The sequence below is a fragment of the Flavobacterium sp. genome (assembly GCF_049590715.1).
GTDB lineage: Bacteria > Bacteroidota > Bacteroidia > Flavobacteriales > Flavobacteriaceae > Flavobacterium.
The window spans coordinates 1-18,371 of record NZ_JBAWDL010000242.1 but is presented as its reverse complement, the minus strand read 5'-3'; the positions used below and the strand labels follow the sequence as shown (position 1 = coordinate 18,371).

Here is an 18,371-nt window from a genome sequence, read left to right as displayed (position 1 = left end):
GTCCATATATCTCTATTGTTTTGTTTTTATAAAACACTATTCATTAAAATACCCAAACCCCATTCTATTAATTTCCTTTACAACCTGAACCTTATCAATATAATTATTCAACGTTACTTTTGCAGACCTTTGATATCCAAAAGATTCAATAAAACCAGTTTTAGTATGCAATTTGGTTAAAAATGTTTTTCTTAAATGCTTAATACTAAAATCATCAGATAGTCCTGCTTTCTTTCTAAAAAAAGTAAACGAATGGCTTATTTGAGTCTTTAGTGTTTTTCTAGAAATATTATAATCATCAGCAATCAGATATTTATCAGCACCTAAATACTTTTTATACTCCAATCTATTCAATAAATTTTCTAACTCAATTGAGGTTGGAATCATAACTTTTTTTGGAGCCTTGGTATTATTCCAATTATGAGCCCTTTCAAATTTTAAATCTGTTCCAACTAAATCCGATATTCTCCACTTTTAAAAACAGAAAACCCTTGTGAGTTCAATATTCACAAGGGTTTTATTTTTTTACTGTAAAGTTATTTACTCAACTCCACAAAATATTTATAAAACAACGGAATCGTCTCTATCCCTTTTAAATAGTTAAAAATCCCGAAATGTTCATTAGGCGAATGAATGGCATCACTATCAAGACCAAATCCCATAAGAATGGTTTTACTCTTCAATTCTTTTTCGAACAAAGCTACAATAGGAATACTCCCTCCGGAACGCACTGGAATGGCAGCGATTCCAAAGGTTTCTGTATAGGCTTTATTAGCCGCTTGATATTCTATACTGTTAATAGGTGTAACATACCCTTGACCTCCATGATGCGGGGTTACTTTGACTGTTACACCTGCTGGGGCACTATTTTTGAAATGTTTTGAAAACAATTCGGTGATTTCTTCCCAATCCTGATTCGGGACCAAACGCATCGAAATTTTGGCGAAAGCCTGACTCGGAATCACCGTTTTTGCTCCTTGCCCCGTATAACCACCCCAAATTCCGTTTACATCTAGTGTAGGACGGATGGAGTTTCGTTCGTTAGTAGTATACCCCTCTTCGCCATAAACGGCATTAAGATTCAGCGCTTCTTTATAATCTTCAAGATTAAAGGGTGCTTTGCCCATTTCGAGTCGTTCTTCAGTAGATAAATCTTCAACCTTATCGTAAAAACCAGGAATTGTAATTCGGTTATTTTCGTCATGGAGTGAAGCAATCATTTTAGCCAAAATATTGATGGGATTAGCTACTGCTCCACCATACAAGCCAGAATGTAAATCACGGTTAGGCCCTTTAACTTCGACCTCAACATAACTCAATCCTCGCAATCCGGTTGTTATAGAAGGTTGTTGATTTGAAATCATCCCTGTATCTGATATCAGGATGACGTCATTTTCTAATTTTTTGTGGTTGTTTTCTACAAAAGTTTTCAGGCTTACACTCCCTACTTCTTCTTCGCCTTCAATCATAAATTTCACATTACAAGGCAAGCAATTATTTTGCACCATATATTCGAATGCTTTGACATGCATAAACATTTGTCCTTTGTCATCACAAGCACCTCTAGCAAAAATAGCTCCTTCAGGATGGGTTTCGGTGATTTTTATTTCGGGTTCAAAAGGTGGTGAATCCCAAAGTTCAATTGGATCAGCGGGTTGTACATCATAATGCCCATACACTAGGATTGTAGGCAAGTTAGGATCAATTATTTTTTCTCCATAAACAATAGGATATCCATCTGTTTCGCACACCTCAACACTATCACAACCTGCTTTTTCAAGACTTAACTTTATAGCCTCAGCCATATCAATAACATCTTGGTTATAAACGGGATCAGCACTCACTGATGGTATTTTTAATAATTCGATTAGTTCTGCAATAAAACGTTCTTTATTTTGAAGGATATACGTCTTGATATTTTCCATTTTTGTGTAAACTTTAGATACTTTCAAAAATACAAAAAAATGATAACTATTTTTTTTTAATAAATTGCTTTGTATATCCGAAGATATGATTATATTTGCACCCACAAACACCAGTTCAATGAACTCCTATTTAAAATAAGAGCTAAGTGAATTAATTGAGCGGATATGGTGAAATTGGTAGACATGCCAGACTTAGGATCTGGTGCCGCAAGGCGTGTAGGTTCGAGTCCTATTATCCGCACGAAAAAAGCTTCTCAAACGAGAGGCTTTTTTTTTAATATTCCCCCAATAACTACCCCGATTCTTAGAGGTGTATTTAAATGAACCTATTTTAATCTAAAATAATCTTTTACAGTTTATTTACTAGAGAATCTTTTACCACACTAAAAAGCTATTTACATACAACATTATAAAATACTAAATTAGATTATTTGGAGATGAAAGTTAAAACATAACTAAAAACTGATTTTTAAAGGATATTTCTTGATAAAGACAAAATCTATTCAACAATTATTAAACTCTTTTTTTAAAATTTCCACTAATTTAGGCGAAGAGCCATAAATATCCTTTGTTTTATTTGTAGGGGAATAAAATTCGGTAAGTTTGAACTCTTTAGAAACAGTTATTCCTTTTTTATCAGCATTACTACAAAATAATTTCACATCATCAACATAACCGCCAATTGCATTACGGTTTAATTTTTGTTCTTTTTCAAGGTATGTAGTAAAATTATTATGAAATGTTAAATCAATTTCAATTAGTTTTAATTTTATTCCTTCATGTTTTTCAAATGCTAATATCTTATTTAATGTAGTGTTGAATTGTTCTTGGCTTTAAGGGTATGCCATTTTTATTTCTTTTTGTTTTTGAATCTTCTATAAAGGAGTTAATGAAATTCGTAAAAAACAGTTTTTCATTGGTATCTTCGTTTTTAGTCTCTCGATTAAAAAATACATCTATCTTCTCTTTGAGCCATTTACCATTTATAGTTATTGATTCATTAAATAGTTTGGTGTCTTCATATTCTTTGCTTATATAGGCTTTAAATTCTTTAAGCTTTATGTTTATATCTTTGAAGCTTACTTTTTTTATAATAGTTTTAAGTTTTCCCTGTATTTATCCCTAAAAATCTATAAAATGGATTAGGAAGATTAAGCACTAGAATCAACCTGCCTAGATTAATTTTTTGTCAAAAAAAATCCCTCTTGCTGTTCACAAAAGGGATTCTAAATATTTATTTTAAGGATCTATTCGTCGTCCTTGTCTTCTTTTTCAACGGCATCCTTATAGTCAGGATACAAGAACTTATTGTAAGGGAAACGAGTAATGTGGATTTGTCTGACTGCTTCATACACACGTTCTCTGAACTCTTCAAAGTTCTCTTTGTTGGTTGCCGAAATAAACAAAGCATTGGATTCCCCAACACGACTCATCCAAGTCGATTTCCATTCTTTAAGAGTGTAGTGTTTTGACGATTTTTCGGTAATCAAATCATCCTCATCAATCGTCAAATGACGATACGCATCAATTTTATTAAACACCATGATTGTTGGTTTATCATGCGCTTTGATGTCTACTAACGTTTGGTTAACTGAAGCAATATGATCTTCAAAATCCGCATGGGAAATATCAACAACGTGCAATAATAAATCAGCTTCTCGAACTTCGTCAAGTGTACTTTTGAACGAATCAACTAATTGTGTTGGTAATTTACGAATGAATCCTACCGTATCAGACAATAAAAATGGTAAGTTTTTAATCACGACTTTACGCACCGTAGTATCTAACGTTGCAAAAAGTTTATTTTCGACAAATACATCACTTTTACCTACGGCATTCATTAAGGTTGACTTACCTACATTGGTATACCCTACAAGAGCAACACGTACCATCGCACCACGATTGCTACGTTGCACTCCCATTTGTTTGTCAATGGTCTTTATTTTATCTTTTAAAAGAGAGATTCTATCACGTACAATACGTCTATCCGTTTCAATCTCCGTTTCTCCTGGTCCACGCATTCCAATACCCCCTTTTTGACGTTCTAAGTGTGTCCACATTCCTGAAAGTCTTGGCAATAAATAAATACATTGGGCTAGTTCTACTTGCGTTCTAGCATATGAAGTTTCTGCACGTTGTGCAAAAATATCAAGGATTAGATTGGTTCTATCAAGGACTTTACAATCTGGAATTAATTTAGATATATTTTTTTGTTGTGAAGGCGAAAGCTCATCATCAAAGATTAAAGTCGAAATCTGATGTTCTTTGATGTAACACATGATTTCTTCTAATTTTCCAGTTCCAACAAAAGTTTTAGGATTAGGCTTGTCTGTCTTTTGTGAAAAACGTTTGACCACTTGTCCTCCAGCAGTATAAGTCAAAAACTCTAATTCATCAAGGTATTCGTTAAGTTTATCCTCAGATTGATTTTGAGTGATGATACCAACTATAGCGGTTTTTTCAAAATTTATTACTTCTTTTTCTAACATAATATGGAATAAGGTGCAAATTTAACGATTTGCTCGGTAGTAATGAATGTAAATTATTTTATTCTAGGTAATGACGTTATTTGACTAAGATAGACAAAGAAGCGCAAAGCACCACTACGTTTAAAATAATTTCGTGGTGTGCTTTGCGCTTTTTTGTAAATAATTACTATTGTAATTATTCAACTTTAATTAAGTGAATATCAAATAGAAGTACTGAACCTCCAGGAATCTTCCCCATAGTATTATTTCCGTATCCTATTTGTGCTGGAATTAACAAGATTCCTTTTCCTCCTTCTTTGAAATACGTGATTCCTTCTGTCCAACCTGGAATTACTTGACGTAATCCAAAAGTGATCCCTTCAGCTTCACTTTGATCAAAAACATTTCCATCTGTAAAATAACCTTTATAAGCTACTGTTACATTTGATTCTGGTGTAGGTTGTGCCCCTTTTCCTTCCTCAGTGATAATATAATACAATCCAGAATCAGTTTTTTGAGCTTTTAAATTATTTTTAGTTAGGTAATCTTTAATCTCTTGATCATTTTTTAAACTAAAATCGGTTACTTCAACTGTCTGTTGATTCTCTTGGTTCTCTTGACTCTCTTCTTTCTTTTTACAAGAAGTTATTGTTAATGTTAATGCAACGGCTAAAAAAGCAAATTTCATCATGATAAGGTAGTTTTAATTATTATTTTGATGTTTCAATATATTCCTGTTCTTCAATTTCTTCGGTTTTTTTGCCTAGTTTGACTTTAGGTTTTTCTTGAGTTCCTGTAACAGTCAATGGAATTCCAATAATTCCTAATGGTGGTAAACCTAATCTCATTTTGATATTTAATTGTCCGTCGAAACTTGAAGTTCCTTCAATTCGAGGTCTAAAACCTGCAAATTTAAACTTAAATTGTTCAATAATAATAATATTATTTTTGATTATGGTGTTGATAGCCACTTTTGTGACATCAGGATCTTTGATACTTTCAAAATTAGTTGATTTACTTACCGAATTAAACATTTTGAAGCCTTTCATTTTTACTTCTTTCACAGACAGTACACCACCGCCAGTCAAAGAAGAATAAATTGGTTTCATGTCTTGATTCAGTTTTCCTTTGACAGCATAATCTAAAGAAACAATTCCTTGGGCACTTTTGGCTGCCGAGGCCATATTGCGAAACATTTCGATTTCGTTATAGGCTCTTTTTATATCAAAATCATCGGCTTTTATTTTAAAATCAAAAAAGGCTCTTTGCAAGGTTTCATAATTGTAAACAACATCCATTTTCACTGGACATCCAATAATTATAAACCCAGATTCATTAAGATTTAATTTTCCTTTGTTCAAACTCACATTGCCTACCAAATCAGAGATCTTGAGTCCTTGCCAATAGACTTTGCTAGCGCGAGCATTGAGTTTTAAATCTAAATTTGGCGGTATTACTACAACACCTGTTGCTGTTGGCGGGTTGACTACCGTTCCTTCAACAGGAGCAGGATCTGGACTCGCATACATGAATTCATCAACGTATAGATTATTACTTTTTAGAGCAAAATTCCCTTTCAATACCGCTTTGTCTGATAGCACAAAGTTGATAACGTTCCCCATCGAACCATTCATCACAAAATCAGATTTCCCATAAGAAGCACGAAAGTTGTTGAATTTCATTTGGTCTTGTTTGAACGTAAAAACTCCTTCGTTAATGACAAATGCTTTGGGTAAATATTGCGAATGTGTTGTAATGTCTTTAAGTATTAAAGTGCCACTATTGTGAAGTTTATTGTAGCGACCATGGGTTGCATCACTTTGTGTGCCTTTAAAGGCTAAACTGGCTTTGATATATCCAGTCACATCTAATCCTTGTTGTGAAAAGACTTTATAAATTTTAGCCAAATCTAATTCACCGTTGATTTTTACATCGTACTTCAAGTCCTCTAGATTAGCAAAACGCCCTTCAACCTTCATCTTCTTATCTTCAAAAATAAAAGAAGCTGGATTTATTTTGACTAACAAATCTTTAGTTGTGCCTGTGGGATTATCCACATTGACATTCAAATTGATAGCGGTAATTGGATGGGGATAATAAGGTGTTTTAATAGCACCATTTCTCAAAGAAAATATTCCTTTGGTTTTAGGTAATATTTTTTTAGACATATCATAAATACCATTAGCAGTAATATCCGCATTCAAAATCCCTTTCAAGTCTATGGATGTAATTCCAAAAGCGCGATTCATTTTCTGTAAATCCATCGCTGCACGAATATGAGCGGCAATCACAGGTTTTTCTAGTCCTTTGACATCCACAATCGCATTGAGATAATCTTTTCCTAAATTGAAAAAAATAGAATCAATTTTAACATTCAATTTTTGAGTATCCAAAGACGGTAATTGTGTGTCAAAATTCAAGAAAACATTTGTTGCTGGAACGGGCACTTTATCATAAGCAATCATTCCTTTTCGGATTTTCATATTGAAAGCTAGGTCCGGTTTTGTGTTGGTAGCTTCCACGTATTTTCCTTTTAATGTCAAAAGAACATCCGTTTTACCTTCGATTTTAGTTTTTTCTAGCCAAGTAGTAAATTGTGGAGGCAAGGCCGTAAAAAAATCATAAAGATTGCTATCCGTAGATTTTATTGTAAAATCCATTGCATAGCCATCTTTAATAAAATTGAAAGTTCCTTTGAAATCTACGGGTAGTTTATTGATCTTTAAATCATTTTGTTTAAATTCTAATGCCAATGAATTGGTATTGATTTTGGTAATTAAACTAGCATTTACATTTTTGTTTTTTAAATAAGGCTCTCCTGCAAAAGTAAAGTCGAAGGAATCAATTTTAGCTTCGGTAAACAAATCAAAAATAGATTCTTCTAAATCTCCCTTACCTAAATAATTGAAACCTCGAGCATCAATCAGGATTTTGGTCGATTGATCGTCATAAACTAAATGTGTATTTTTGATGTCAATTTTTTCTAATTTGATTGAGGTTTCAGATTCCTCTTGAGCTGAATTTTTATTGGATTTGGATTTGTAAACGCTATAATTCGCTTGTCCTTTTTTATTGACTTTGATATTAAACAAAGCATCCGAAACAAATATCTGGTCAATTTTAACCTCTTTATTGAAAATTAATCTCGAAACATTAATCCCAAAAGCCATTTCTTTTGAATGGATTAAAGTGTCATTTTTAAAAGGTGCTGCTCCTTTTAACGTAAAATTATTTAAGGTTAAAGTCAGCGAAGGGAAATGATTAAAAAAAGACAAATTTGAACCTTCAAAACGCAATTCGCCATCAATGTTTTCATTAGCAAAAAGTTTTATTTGATTGGTTATATATTCAGGAAAAAGTTTTGGTAATATGAATAGCAATAATAACATACTCACTACAGAGATACCTGCAATTTTAAATCCTTTCATAAGATGTTTTTTCATCGCTTTTTTTTTGCAAATGTAAAGCATTTAATCATAAATAAGATTTTAATAAAATCATATAATCAACACCTTTTACAAGCTTTCTTTCAAATTTATATTAACACTTAGCAGTGTGTGTTTTTTTATCAATAAGAGCTTACTTTCTTTCTCCAAAAATCTGAACATCATCTACTTGAAAAGCACCATCCAAAGCTGAATTTTTTCCAGAACCAATATATTTGAATGCAATATTTATTTTTCCCGAGTAATTGGATAAATCGACACCACCAGAACCTACAAATTGATACCAAGGAGTGACTTGTTTAGGAAGGATAAAAGGAACTTTTACCCAAGTAGCTTTAGCATAATCAAGACCATTAAAATTGGTGGAAACATAAACTTCTAAAGTATTCAGTGGTGAATCAACATCTAGATGGTGTTGAGAGGTTCTAAAAGTCAGCACTTCATTGATATGGATATCCATATCAATTTTAGGCGAAATCAACCAAGCAATATTGGAAGCTACTTTTGTACCGCTAATAGCAAATTCAGCACAGCCATTACCATTATAAACAGTTCCTTTCCAAAAAAGTGATCCTGCTTGAACAAAATTTGACCAACCCGCTATACTCAAATTACTCTTGTCTGTCACGGTTTGAAAATCTTCTGTAAAAAAGGGAACTAATCTTGTTCCTTTCATTTCAATATCTTTTTCAGAGCGAGCAATTAATTGGTAATCCGAACCAAATTTGGTCAGAACCCCTCTCACTTTTCCTTTACCTGTTGGAACAGTATTAGTTGCAAATCGAGCATAACCGCTTGTTCTAAAATAGATTTGATTTCCATTTTTATCTATAAGATACCAATTTGTTCCACCACCTACATTATTAGCCTCTTCAAAGAATTTACGACCAATCGCCGCTTCAGAAAATTGAACGTCATTCAATTCAACTAAAGTATTTAAATGAGATGTATTTAGTAAATCAGGAATCGTTAAGGTTTCAATTAATTGCTTTTCGTCCAATGTGGTACAGGAAGGATAAAGCACGTTTTTATAATCATTTTGCGATAATCGACCTACTGACGCTTCGTTAAAAGCATTCGCATAAATTCCACCTATTCGTAATCCATCAAAATAAAAATCCGTATATTGATTTTTAAGTTTTATATAAACTTTATTACCCAAACGATAATCAACATACAAATTGCTAACATCCACGGGCACACTGAAACCTACTGCAGGAGTATTGGCTGTAGCCAAAGTTTGAAACGAAATTACTTTGAAAAAATTCCCATACTCATCTGATGAAACAACATAGGCTTCTATAATATCATCATAGGAATATTGTGACACTACTGAATTAGCCGTTTTATACACTTCGGCTATAGTCCGATTGGTTTTTAAATCGGGTTGGTTGCAAACTAATGGTGGCATGTTGCTTTCTTCAGACACACAAGAGGAAAAACCTAGGAAAAGTAAAAAGAATCCCGTTCTGATTTGATAGTTGATTTTCATAAACAAACGATTTATTATAAACTAAAATTGAGATTAACATAATACGTACGACCGTAACCATAAAAATATTTATTGCCAAACGAGGGAGTACTACTGGATGCATCTTGGTCTCGCTGTCGGAAATTGGCATTCCGTGCTTGTTCATACCCACCTGTTATATATTTAGTATCCAAGACATTATTTACACTAAAAAAGAGTCCTACATATTTTTTGCTGAGACGCCACGATTTTCCCCCTATAACATTGAGCAAGGCTACAGGATCTAATTTTTCTTGTTCTAAAAGTACTTTGGCACGTTCTTCTGTGGCTTCTGGAAAAGAAAAGCTACTGGCTGGATTAGTATAAAATCGTGCTGTTCTGGCAATTGGCGAAACATCCACATAGCGATCATTTAGATAATTAATACTGGTGGCTACCCACCAATATTTGGGATTTCGGTATTCTATGTTCCAACTATAAGCTTGTTGTGGTATTCCTGCCTGTTTGTAATTTTGTAGTTGCGTTTTCCCAAAATTGAAACTTGGATTTTGATTTTCAACGGTTGATAAAGCATCATTATTAACCGTTAAATTAGGATTATTAGCATAAGTATATTGTCCATACGCTACAGCAAAACTAGTTTTCAACGTCGCCGTAACCGGATATTCTAAACTCCATTCGAGTCCTATGTTTTTCTTATCTAAATGCGTTAACGTTTGCCCCACAAAAGCATTTGTATTAGTATAACCAGCACCATTATCAAAAATACCATCAGCATAAAAAAAAGTGGTATTAGTCGCATTTTGTAAACTTACATAATAAGCAGTTAAACGAATTTGTAGTTTTGGAGAACGATAATAATAGGATACATCAAGACTGTTGAGCGTTTCACTTTGTAGTCCCTCAATCATTGAATTGTTTAGGCGTGCATTAGGAAAACTGTTTTTGAGCGAAGGTGCTTTTGTCAAATGTGCCGCATTAAAAGTAACGGATCGTTTTCCCGATATTTTAAAAACCAAACCCCCTTTAAAACCAGCGTTTTCAAAACTTATTTTTGGGCTTTCGCCAAAAGAAATCGTTTCATAAATTCCGTTTTTATATAAGCCTTCGCGTTGGTATTGGGTATTGGAAAAGCTTTGTGCCAAATAAAAATCAATACGGTTATAGGTAAATTTGAATTGAGTAAACGCGTCGAAAGTAGTTGCAAAATAATTGAAATTATAACCGTACTGCTCCCCTACACCTACTTTCCTATTAGGATTATTTAAGTCTGACTGGGCTTGACTCCCTTTATAAAAAGAATCAATATCTTCAAAATAGGCACCGCCTAGCAAATCTGTTAGCTCTTGATAATTATGCGATTTTAGGTTTGAAAAACTAGCTCCTGCATTCATACTAAGATGGTTGCTGATTTGAGTGGTAAAAATCGTATTAGCAACAACCGTTTGATCATCTGTACGATCTTCATAAAGAACATAATGACTTTGAGCAGGTTGGTATCCTGTAATTCTACCGTTAGCATCTTTAATCGGACTTTGATTGGCTCGATATAAGGCTTGCCAATTCATTTGAGGTTGGGCTAAAAACTGAGTCTTATTTTTCTCTGCATTTTCATAATCAGGAGTAAAAGCACCTGAGTATTCGCCATTATCAGATGCATATAACGAACTATAATAACTCGGTAACTTTCGGTAATAGGTAGGATCTGGGCTGTTGGCATTTTGATAATCAATGTTGCTATTACTTACTTTTCCAAATTGGTACATCAAACTGGTAGCAAGGCTGCTGTTGTCATTGATGGCAAAAAAATGATTCAGCATCAAAATGGGTTCATCAATGGTTTTGACACGGGCATTCCTTTTTTTTCCATTTTGATCACCCCAATACGGATTGTAGGTACTTGATGTTAATTGAGTTACTTCACTGGTATTGGCAGCATTTTTACCTCTTTGATTGGGCGTATATATTCCGGTGAAGTTCAATGCTTGTTGATCATTCAATTTCTTTTCGATACTAACAAAAACTGAATTCGCATCATACGTAGTCCCTTCAAAATAGCCCTCAGTTGCCCATCGCTTTCCCGCAGAAACTACATATGCCCAACCCGTGGCATTCATTCCCGAAGCATGGGTGACCATGGTACGCCAACTGTAATTATTATTTGTACTTGACATAGTAATTCTTGTACCAGTTCTATAAATAGAAGCTCGGGTATTGATTTCCTGTGTGCCTAAAACTCCTCCAAAACCATATTCCGAAGCGGTGGTTCCTAATGTCCATTCTTGATTTCGAGTAGCATCATTAAGTCCGCCCCAGTTACTCCATTGTGGTCTACCATCATATAACTTATTCATCTTGATGCCATTGATAAATGTATTGGCTTGTTCACTATCCAAACCGCGAATTCTAAAACGTGCTTGTCCCCAGTTGAAAGCAGCCACTTGTTGAAAAGCATCTTTGGTAGATTGCAATAAACCCGAAGTGCTTTCGGTACCACCATTATCTTCGTTTAAGTCATTTTCAAAAAGCCTGATGGTACTGCTTTGCTGTTCCGTAATAACATCTTCTTCTAAGAGAATTGTACCTAAATTTAGTAGTACACCTGAATTAATGGTTATAGAAATCAAAGCATCTTTATATCCTTGAGTATGGATTAATAATAAAACATCACCTGCTATAGTTTGATCAATAACAAAGGTTCCGTTGGAATTCGTTAGTTGCATTTGGTGAGTATTCTGGATCGAAACCACTGCATTATTGATGGCTTGTAATGTTTTAGATTCAAGTACTGTACCTGTAACCCCAGTTTTATGCTGACTCCAGGCTAATTGTAACGATAATAAAAAGAAGAACAATTTTGTATCCATACTCAAATTTTATTTTTAAATAATTTTGATTTGCCTTATTGGTTAAGGCAATAATTAAAAAAATTAAATTTGTTTTTGGAATGTGTGGTAACTATCAAGCAAAGCTAAAGTAAGAAAAAAATGATTTAAAATTACAAATTTGTAATTTTTTTCTGAGCAGGGGTTTTTACAGCAATCCGAATAACGGAAATATGGCTCGAGGTAGTAAACACAAAAACAGGAAAATTTCTACTTTGGTTAAGACTTCCAAGAAACAATTCTTTTGATAGCGAAAGGGCATAGTGCAATCCCCTGTCTAAAACCGAAGAATCTTGTTATATTTGCACTTTGTATAAAAACGAAGTATATGAGTTTTTTGGATATTGTTTTAGGAGGATTGTTGCTTTATGGACTATTTAAAGGAATCAAAAACGGACTTTTTGTAGAGTTGGCTTCTTTTCTATCGTTGATTTTAGGGATTTATTTGGCAATCAAATTTTCCTTTGTCATCCGTGAAGTACTTTCTAGTGTTTTTCCTTGGTCGCCTAAGTCTATCGAAATAGTTGCCTTTGCATTAACCTTTATCGGCGTAGTGATTGGCGTACATCTATTAGCCAAAGTATTTACCAGCATAATGAGTTTTGCATTCTTAGGTTGGATAAACCGTCTCGCTGGTGGTTTTTTCAGTGTTTTAAAAATGATTTTGATAGTAAGTGTTGTACTCAATCTTTTTTATAAAATCAATTTCAATAATTGGTTAGTAAAACAAGAAACATTCGATAAATCACTATTTTACAATCCCATCCAAAAAGTGTCTCAATTTGTATTTCCAAAACTAGAAACTTGGTACGACGATGTCAAAGCAAGTGCTGGGGCTAAACCAGAACCTGCAAACACTAATAAAGAATAATATCGCCAAAGGAAACCCATTGGTAACCAAAAAATAAAACTAATAAAAAATTAAGTTTCATTAAGCACACCACTTAATCTCAATCACTTAATGGTTCAAAATAAGGATATGTCTTTTTTTATTCCCTCCAAATAATGAGATTTTTTTTTAGATTTTTTTCCTCATTCTAGCTACTGGAATATCGAGTTGTTCTCTATATTTAGCAATGGTTCTTCGGGCAATTGGATAGCCTTTTTCCTTAAGTAAGTCTGCTAACTGATCGTCTGGCAACGGTTTTTTCTTGTCTTCGTCCTCAATGATATTCTGCAATATTTTTTTGATTTCTAGAGTCGAAACATCTTCTCCTTGATCATTTTTCATCGCTTCTGAGAAAAATTCTTTAATCAATTTGGTTCCATATGGGGTTTCAACATATTTGCTATTAGCCACACGAGAAATCGTCGAAATATCAAGACCTACCAAGTCGGCAATATCTTTCAAAATCATGGGTTTCATCTTGGTCTCATCACCATCTAAGAAAAATTCTTCTTGGTAATGCATGATCGCATTCATGGTAACAAACAAGGTTTCTTGGCGTTGTCTAATGGCATCAATAAACCATTTAGCTGAATCTAATTTTTGCTTAATAAACTGTACAGCATCTTTTTGATCTGTTGATTTATCGCGAGAATCCTTGTAGGTACGCAACATGTCTTGGTAATCTTTGGACACATGGAGCGAAGGTGCGTTTCTGCCGTTTAGAGTTAGTTCCAGTTCGCCATCGATAATTCGGATAGCAAAATCAGGAACGACATTCTCTGTTATTTTGTTATTCCCAGTAAAAGCTCCACCAGGTTTTGGATTCAAACGTTCTATTTCATGAACTGCTTTTTTAAGCTGTTCGTTGGATACATTGTACTTCTGAATCAGTTTATCGTAATGTTTTTTGGTAAAAGCATCAAATTGATTTTCGATAATATCAATCGCTAGATCCACATATTCCGTTGGTGTTTTATGTTTCAATTGCAACAACAAACATTCTTGTAAGTCCCGAGCGCCCACACCTGATGGTTCAAGTTCATGAATAACATACAGCATCCTTTCAACCATGGCATCGTCAGTGTAAATACCTTGGGTAAAAGCCATATCATCTACAATATCAGCAATGCTACGGCGAATGTAACCCATGTCGTCAATGCTTCCTACAAGGAATTCTGCAATCTCCCGTTCGTTATCGTCTAAGATAAAAGTATTGAGTTGATTGATTAAATCTTGGTGAAAACTTACTGAAGCAACAATAGGCGATTCACGATCCTCATCATCATCACTGTAATTATTTGCCTGCGTTTTATAATCAGGAGTATCGTCGTCACTTAGATATTCGTCAATATTGATTTCGTCAGCTTCGATTCGCTCAGATTCGGCATCATCATAATCGTCGTAATCTTCATTTTCAAACTCGTCGTTTTCATAATTATCCTCCTCCTCTTTTCCAGATTCTAAGGCTGGATTTTCGTTCATTTCTTCCAACAAACGCTGTTCGAAGGCTTGCGTAGGCAATTGAATCAACTTCATCAGCTGGATTTGCTGTGGAGATAATTTCTGTGATAATTTTAAATTTAAGAATTGCTTTAGCATAGGTTGTGTTATGGGTTATTGGTTAGGAGTTATAAGTTTTGCGTTTTTACACAACACTTATTACATCTACCCCTAATAACTTTTTAATTATAATTCTATAGTTTATGGCTAACGACTTATTACTAATAACTCTTAACTCATAACTAATAACTTTTTTTTTTAAAATTCCGCATTTCCAGGCGTTCTCGGGAATGGAATTACGTCACGAATATTCGTCATACCCGTTACAAACAACACCAATCTCTCGAAACCAAGACCAAAACCAGAGTGCACTGCACTACCAAAACGTCTGGTATCTAGGTACCATGACAATTCTTTTTCGTCAAGACCCAGTACTTTCATTTTTTCAACAAGAACCTCCAAACGCTCTTCTCTTTGTGAACCACCTACGATTTCTCCAATGCCCGGAAAAAGAATATCCATTGCTCGAACGGTTTCTTTTCCAGGTTCTGCGTTGTCGTTCAAACGCATGTAAAATGCTTTGATATTCGCTGGATAATCAAATAAGATTACCGGGCATTTAAAATGTTTCTCGACCAAATAACGTTCGTGCTCTGATTGTAAGTCGGCGCCCCATTCGTTGATAATGTATTGAAATTTTTTCTTTTTATTGGCAGACGAATCTCTCAAAATATCAATCGCCTCTGTGTAAGATACACGTTTGAAATTGTTTTCCAAAACAAAATTTAATTTCTCTAATAATGCCATTTCGCTTCTTTCCGCTTGTGGTTTTGATTTTTCTTCATCTAACAAACGTGTTTCTAAGAACTTCAAATCCTGCGGACATTTGTCCATCGCATATTTGATCACGTACTGAATAAAATCTTCAGCCAAGTCCATATTGGCATCCAAATCATTAAAAGCCACCTCTGGCTCAATCATCCAGAATTCGGCCAAATGTCGTGACGTATTCGAATTCTCCGCTCTAAACGTTGGACCAAAAGTATAAATCTGTCCCAAAGCCATCGCAAAAGTTTCGCCTTCTAACTGTCCTGAAACGGTCAAGTTGGTTTCTTTCCCAAAGAAATCTTCTTTATAATTTACCTTTCCATCCTCTGTTCTTGGGGTATTATCAAAGGACAAAGACGTAACCTTAAACATTTCACCAGCACCTTCCGCATCAGATCCCGTGATGATGGGTGTATTCACATATACAAATCCTTTTTCTTGAAAATAACTATGCACAGCAAACGACAAAACCGAACGCACACGCATAATCGCTCCAAAAGCATTCGTACGCACTCTCAAATGGGCATTTTCACGCAAAAATTCCAGCGAATGTTTCTTAGGTTGCATTGGGAATTTTTCTGGGTCTGAATCGCCTAAAATTTCAAGCTTTGTCACTTGAATCTCAAAATTTTGTCCAGCCCCTTTACTCGCCACCAATGTTCCCGTAACCGAAACCGCCGCTCCTGTTGTAATTCTTTTTAAAATTTCATCTGGGGTATTTTCAAAATCTACCACACATTGTATGTTGTTGATGGTCGAACCATCATTCAAAGCAATAAATTGATTGTTCCTAAAAGTTCTTACCCATCCTTTTGCATTCACTTCCTGCAACGTCGTGGTGCTGTCAAGCAAGTCTTTAACTTTTATATGCTTCATTGTATGTATAAATAACGATTAAAATAAGTATATTTCAAAGACACAAATATAATTCATTTTTTCAAAGAATTTTGTCTCAATAAAGTTAATTAGGAGCTCTTTCCAGCTATTCGTTACAAACGAAGTTCACTGAACTCCTATAGAAATAAAAGTATAGTGAAGTAATCTTGTGGGGGCAAAACACCAGACCCCACAAGGATTTCCACTACTATCTGGGCTAGGGAGTAGTGGAATCATTATTTATCATCACAAAATGATTATTAAGATAGGGTATTTCACAAAGGCACACTAAGTAAACACAGAAAATTGCGAAGGTTTTAAAATGTTATAAATATCTTAGATGATCTTTTACATACGATTTATGTGTCGTCCCCACGGAACTATACTATGTAAATCAGGTATTGAAATTCAATTATGCTCGCGCCACCCTGGGGAACTTCGTAATTGGATATTTTCGGATACTACTAAATTTCTTGCGTTTTTATTTTTCTTCGTATTGTTTAGTCCATTTTGGTTTGTATTTAATATAAAATAGTATTGATATTATATTCACAACTCCAATTCCAATTCCCACACCATTATAAAATGCTGTCGTTGGGTTGCCTGTCTCTGTTAATATTATATTTGGTAGTCTTGAAAATACTTCAGCCATTAACGCAGAATATAGCCCAGACACACTCCAAAACATAAAGTTAAAATGTTTCACAAGGTAGTTTTTGCCACTTTTGGTTAAAACTGGATAAAGTCCTGCGAAAAGGGTCAAGCAACTTCCAACAGCAAACCAATGAAAAATCCCAAATTTCCCATACACTTTATAAATCATAAATGCTGTCAAGTTTAGTACCACCATAGAAATGGCATAAATATATCCCATTTGTTTATGCTTTTTAGTTCCTTTTGTCATAACTAAAACTGCAAGTCCTGTGATTAACGCTACAACTGAAACAATTAAATGTATCAATCCTGTTGTTCCGCTTACGATATTTTCCATTTTTTTAAATCTTTTATTTTGGTTTTTAATTATTAGCAAAAAATTGTTCGAAACTAACTAACGTTTTTTTTCAACATGTTGTAAATCAAATATTTATAAAATTAATTTTCTAGCTTATTTTTCTCTTTATTTTCTCCTTTTTCACCCGTTAGCTTAAGGGGTCAGGGCGAGAGTTTAGGGGATGAGGCACAACTTTAAGCCACTTTGAGATGGCTGGAAGTTTGTAACCGCTCAGTTTTATGCTTAACGTAAACTTGATGCGATAATTCCACTAAATTCCAACTAGCTCAAAATAGCGATTAGCGGATGGCTTTATTTCTCAAATCCAAATTCAATAAATTTTGCTCCAATTTCATTAATATTATTTATGCACTATTTTCGGATTTGCCAAATCATTCCAAATACAAACCAACTTTCCATTAAGCCAATTGCCCAAATCCGTTGTAGTGGCTGTTAGCAGTAGGCAAATTTCACAAGTATTCCTTAAACTGTTCTTCTTTTAGTGAATTCCATTCTTCTTTTATAATACTAAAATACACATCATTTTTACTCTTTCCACTTGAGTCTATATAGTTATTTCTAAAAAGCCCTTCTTTTTTTGCTCCAAGTTTTTCAATAGCTCTTTGCGATTTTAGGTTTTCTTCGTCTGCGCTAAATTGAATACGTCGAAATCCTATTGATTCAAAACCAAAATTTAACAATTCATATTTACAAGCTTTATTTAGTCCTGTACCTTGAAATTCTTCACCATACCAAGTCCAACCTATTTCACATTTTTCACTTGAATGGTTTAAATATCCATAACGTGTACTTCCCGCAATTCGGTTATTTAGTTTGTCAATTATTAGGAAAGGATAGCAAATTCCGTTGAGTTTATCTTTAATTGTATTTTCTATATATTTATCAAAATCTTCTTCATTTTTAATAAACATCCCCATAAAATTCCAAATCCCATCAGCGAATATTATTTCTTTAAGCTCTTGATTTCTATGATTTTCAAAAGGTATTAACAATACTCTTTCATTTTCAAGTATTATTTCTGTTTTCAATATTTCTGCGTTCATTTCGGTTTTTTTTTGCTTACTGCTAATC

General features: G+C 34.0%; 12 protein-coding genes, 1 tRNA gene and 1 pseudogene. 2 read left to right on the top strand and 12 right to left on the bottom strand.

All coding sequences use genetic code 11. From position 1 onward, the window contains the following. Positions 1 to 36: 36 nt before the first annotated feature. Entirely contained in the window at positions 37 to 387 is a 351-nt protein-coding gene (locus tag WBQ70_RS10925; protein ID WP_423914017.1) for a hypothetical protein, read from the bottom strand. Positions 388 to 536: 149 nt separating this feature from the next. Then, the gene (locus tag WBQ70_RS10920; protein ID WP_423914016.1) at positions 537 to 1,925 is read right to left on the bottom strand and encodes a dipeptidase; all 1,389 of its coding nucleotides are present in this window, start codon (positions 1,923 to 1,925) and stop codon (positions 537 to 539) included. A gap of 159 nt (positions 1,926 to 2,084) precedes the next feature. On the opposite strand from WBQ70_RS10920, the gene WBQ70_RS10915 reads away from it, so the two are divergent. Further along, positions 2,085 to 2,166 (top strand) — tRNA-Leu (locus WBQ70_RS10915). A gap of 262 nt (positions 2,167 to 2,428) precedes the next feature. On the opposite strand, the pseudogene WBQ70_RS10910 reads toward WBQ70_RS10915, so the two are convergent. The 6 genes and pseudogenes from WBQ70_RS10910 to WBQ70_RS10885 form a co-directional block, all read right to left on the bottom strand. Beyond that, positions 2,429 to 2,737 (bottom strand): annotated as a pseudogene (locus WBQ70_RS10910) (phage integrase SAM-like domain-containing protein); the annotation flags it as partial. A gap of 435 nt (positions 2,738 to 3,172) precedes the next feature. After that, a complete protein-coding gene (hflX, locus tag WBQ70_RS10905) occupies positions 3,173 to 4,414 on the bottom strand; it encodes a GTPase HflX (protein WP_423914013.1) in 1,242 nt (413 codons plus the stop codon). Positions 4,415 to 4,589: 175 nt separating this feature from the next. Next, complete coding sequence (locus WBQ70_RS10900; RefSeq protein WP_423914020.1) at positions 4,590 to 5,081, bottom strand: FKBP-type peptidyl-prolyl cis-trans isomerase; 492 nt, start codon at positions 5,079 to 5,081, stop codon at positions 4,590 to 4,592. 22 nt (positions 5,082 to 5,103) lie between these two features. Continuing rightward, complete coding sequence (locus tag WBQ70_RS10895; RefSeq protein ID WP_423914012.1) at positions 5,104 to 7,836, bottom strand: AsmA family protein; 2,733 nt, start codon at positions 7,834 to 7,836, stop codon at positions 5,104 to 5,106. 136 nt (positions 7,837 to 7,972) lie between these two features. Beyond that, positions 7,973 to 9,331, bottom strand: coding sequence for a DUF5689 domain-containing protein (locus WBQ70_RS10890; RefSeq protein ID WP_423914009.1), 1,359 nt, complete (start codon positions 9,329 to 9,331; stop codon positions 7,973 to 7,975). Between the two features lie 14 nt (positions 9,332 to 9,345). Beyond that, the gene (locus tag WBQ70_RS10885; protein ID WP_423914006.1) at positions 9,346 to 12,177 is read right to left on the bottom strand and encodes a carboxypeptidase-like regulatory domain-containing protein; all 2,832 of its coding nucleotides are present in this window, start codon (positions 12,175 to 12,177) and stop codon (positions 9,346 to 9,348) included. A 346-nt stretch (positions 12,178 to 12,523) separates the two neighbouring features. Here WBQ70_RS10885 and WBQ70_RS10880 point away from each other — a divergent pair, with 346 nt between their 5' ends. Continuing rightward, entirely contained in the window at positions 12,524 to 13,066 is a 543-nt protein-coding gene (locus WBQ70_RS10880) for a CvpA family protein (RefSeq protein ID WP_423914004.1), read from the top strand. Between the two features lie 147 nt (positions 13,067 to 13,213). On the opposite strand, the gene rpoN is transcribed toward WBQ70_RS10880, so the two are convergent. The 4 genes from rpoN to WBQ70_RS10860 all read right to left on the bottom strand — a co-directional run. Continuing rightward, positions 13,214 to 14,683, bottom strand: a complete 1,470-nt coding sequence (gene rpoN / locus WBQ70_RS10875; RefSeq protein WP_423914003.1) for an RNA polymerase factor sigma-54 — start codon at positions 14,681 to 14,683, stop codon at positions 13,214 to 13,216. Positions 14,684 to 14,842: 159 nt separating this feature from the next. Then, on the bottom strand, positions 14,843 to 16,288 hold the full coding sequence (asnS, locus tag WBQ70_RS10870) for an asparagine--tRNA ligase (protein ID WP_423914000.1): 1,446 nt from the start codon (positions 16,286 to 16,288) through the stop codon (positions 14,843 to 14,845). Between the two features lie 481 nt (positions 16,289 to 16,769). Beyond that, a complete protein-coding gene (locus WBQ70_RS10865) occupies positions 16,770 to 17,279 on the bottom strand; it encodes a DUF2306 domain-containing protein (RefSeq protein WP_423913999.1) in 510 nt (169 codons plus the stop codon). 470 nt (positions 17,280 to 17,749) lie between these two features. Beyond that, positions 17,750 to 18,371, bottom strand: a 622-nt coding sequence (locus WBQ70_RS10860) for a GNAT family N-acetyltransferase (RefSeq protein ID WP_423913996.1), incomplete at its 5' end; no start/stop codon positions are given.

Bases quoted from the DNA above. Each gene is read 5' to 3' on its own strand.
- asnS (WP_423914000.1), bottom strand. From the start codon at position 16,288: ATGAAGCATATAAAAGTTAAAGACTTGCTTGACAGCACCACGACGTTG.
- WBQ70_RS10865 (WP_423913999.1), bottom strand. From the start codon at position 17,279: ATGGAAAATATCGTAAGCGGAACAACAGGATTGATACATTTAATTGTT.
- WBQ70_RS10880 (WP_423914004.1), top strand. From the start codon at position 12,524: ATGAGTTTTTTGGATATTGTTTTAGGAGGATTGTTGCTTTATGGACTA.
- WBQ70_RS10920 (WP_423914016.1), bottom strand. From the start codon at position 1,925: ATGGAAAATATCAAGACGTATATCCTTCAAAATAAAGAACGTTTTATT.
- hflX (WP_423914013.1), bottom strand. From the start codon at position 4,414: ATGTTAGAAAAAGAAGTAATAAATTTTGAAAAAACCGCTATAGTTGGT.
- WBQ70_RS10900 (WP_423914020.1), bottom strand. From the start codon at position 5,081: ATGAAATTTGCTTTTTTAGCCGTTGCATTAACATTAACAATAACTTCT.
- WBQ70_RS10885 (WP_423914006.1), bottom strand. From the start codon at position 12,177: ATGGATACAAAATTGTTCTTCTTTTTATTATCGTTACAATTAGCCTGG.
- WBQ70_RS10895 (WP_423914012.1), bottom strand. From the start codon at position 7,836: ATGAAAAAACATCTTATGAAAGGATTTAAAATTGCAGGTATCTCTGTA.
- rpoN (WP_423914003.1), bottom strand. From the start codon at position 14,683: ATGCTAAAGCAATTCTTAAATTTAAAATTATCACAGAAATTATCTCCA.
- WBQ70_RS10925 (WP_423914017.1), bottom strand. From the start codon at position 387: ATGATTCCAACCTCAATTGAGTTAGAAAATTTATTGAATAGATTGGAG.
- WBQ70_RS10890 (WP_423914009.1), bottom strand. From the start codon at position 9,331: ATGAAAATCAACTATCAAATCAGAACGGGATTCTTTTTACTTTTCCTA.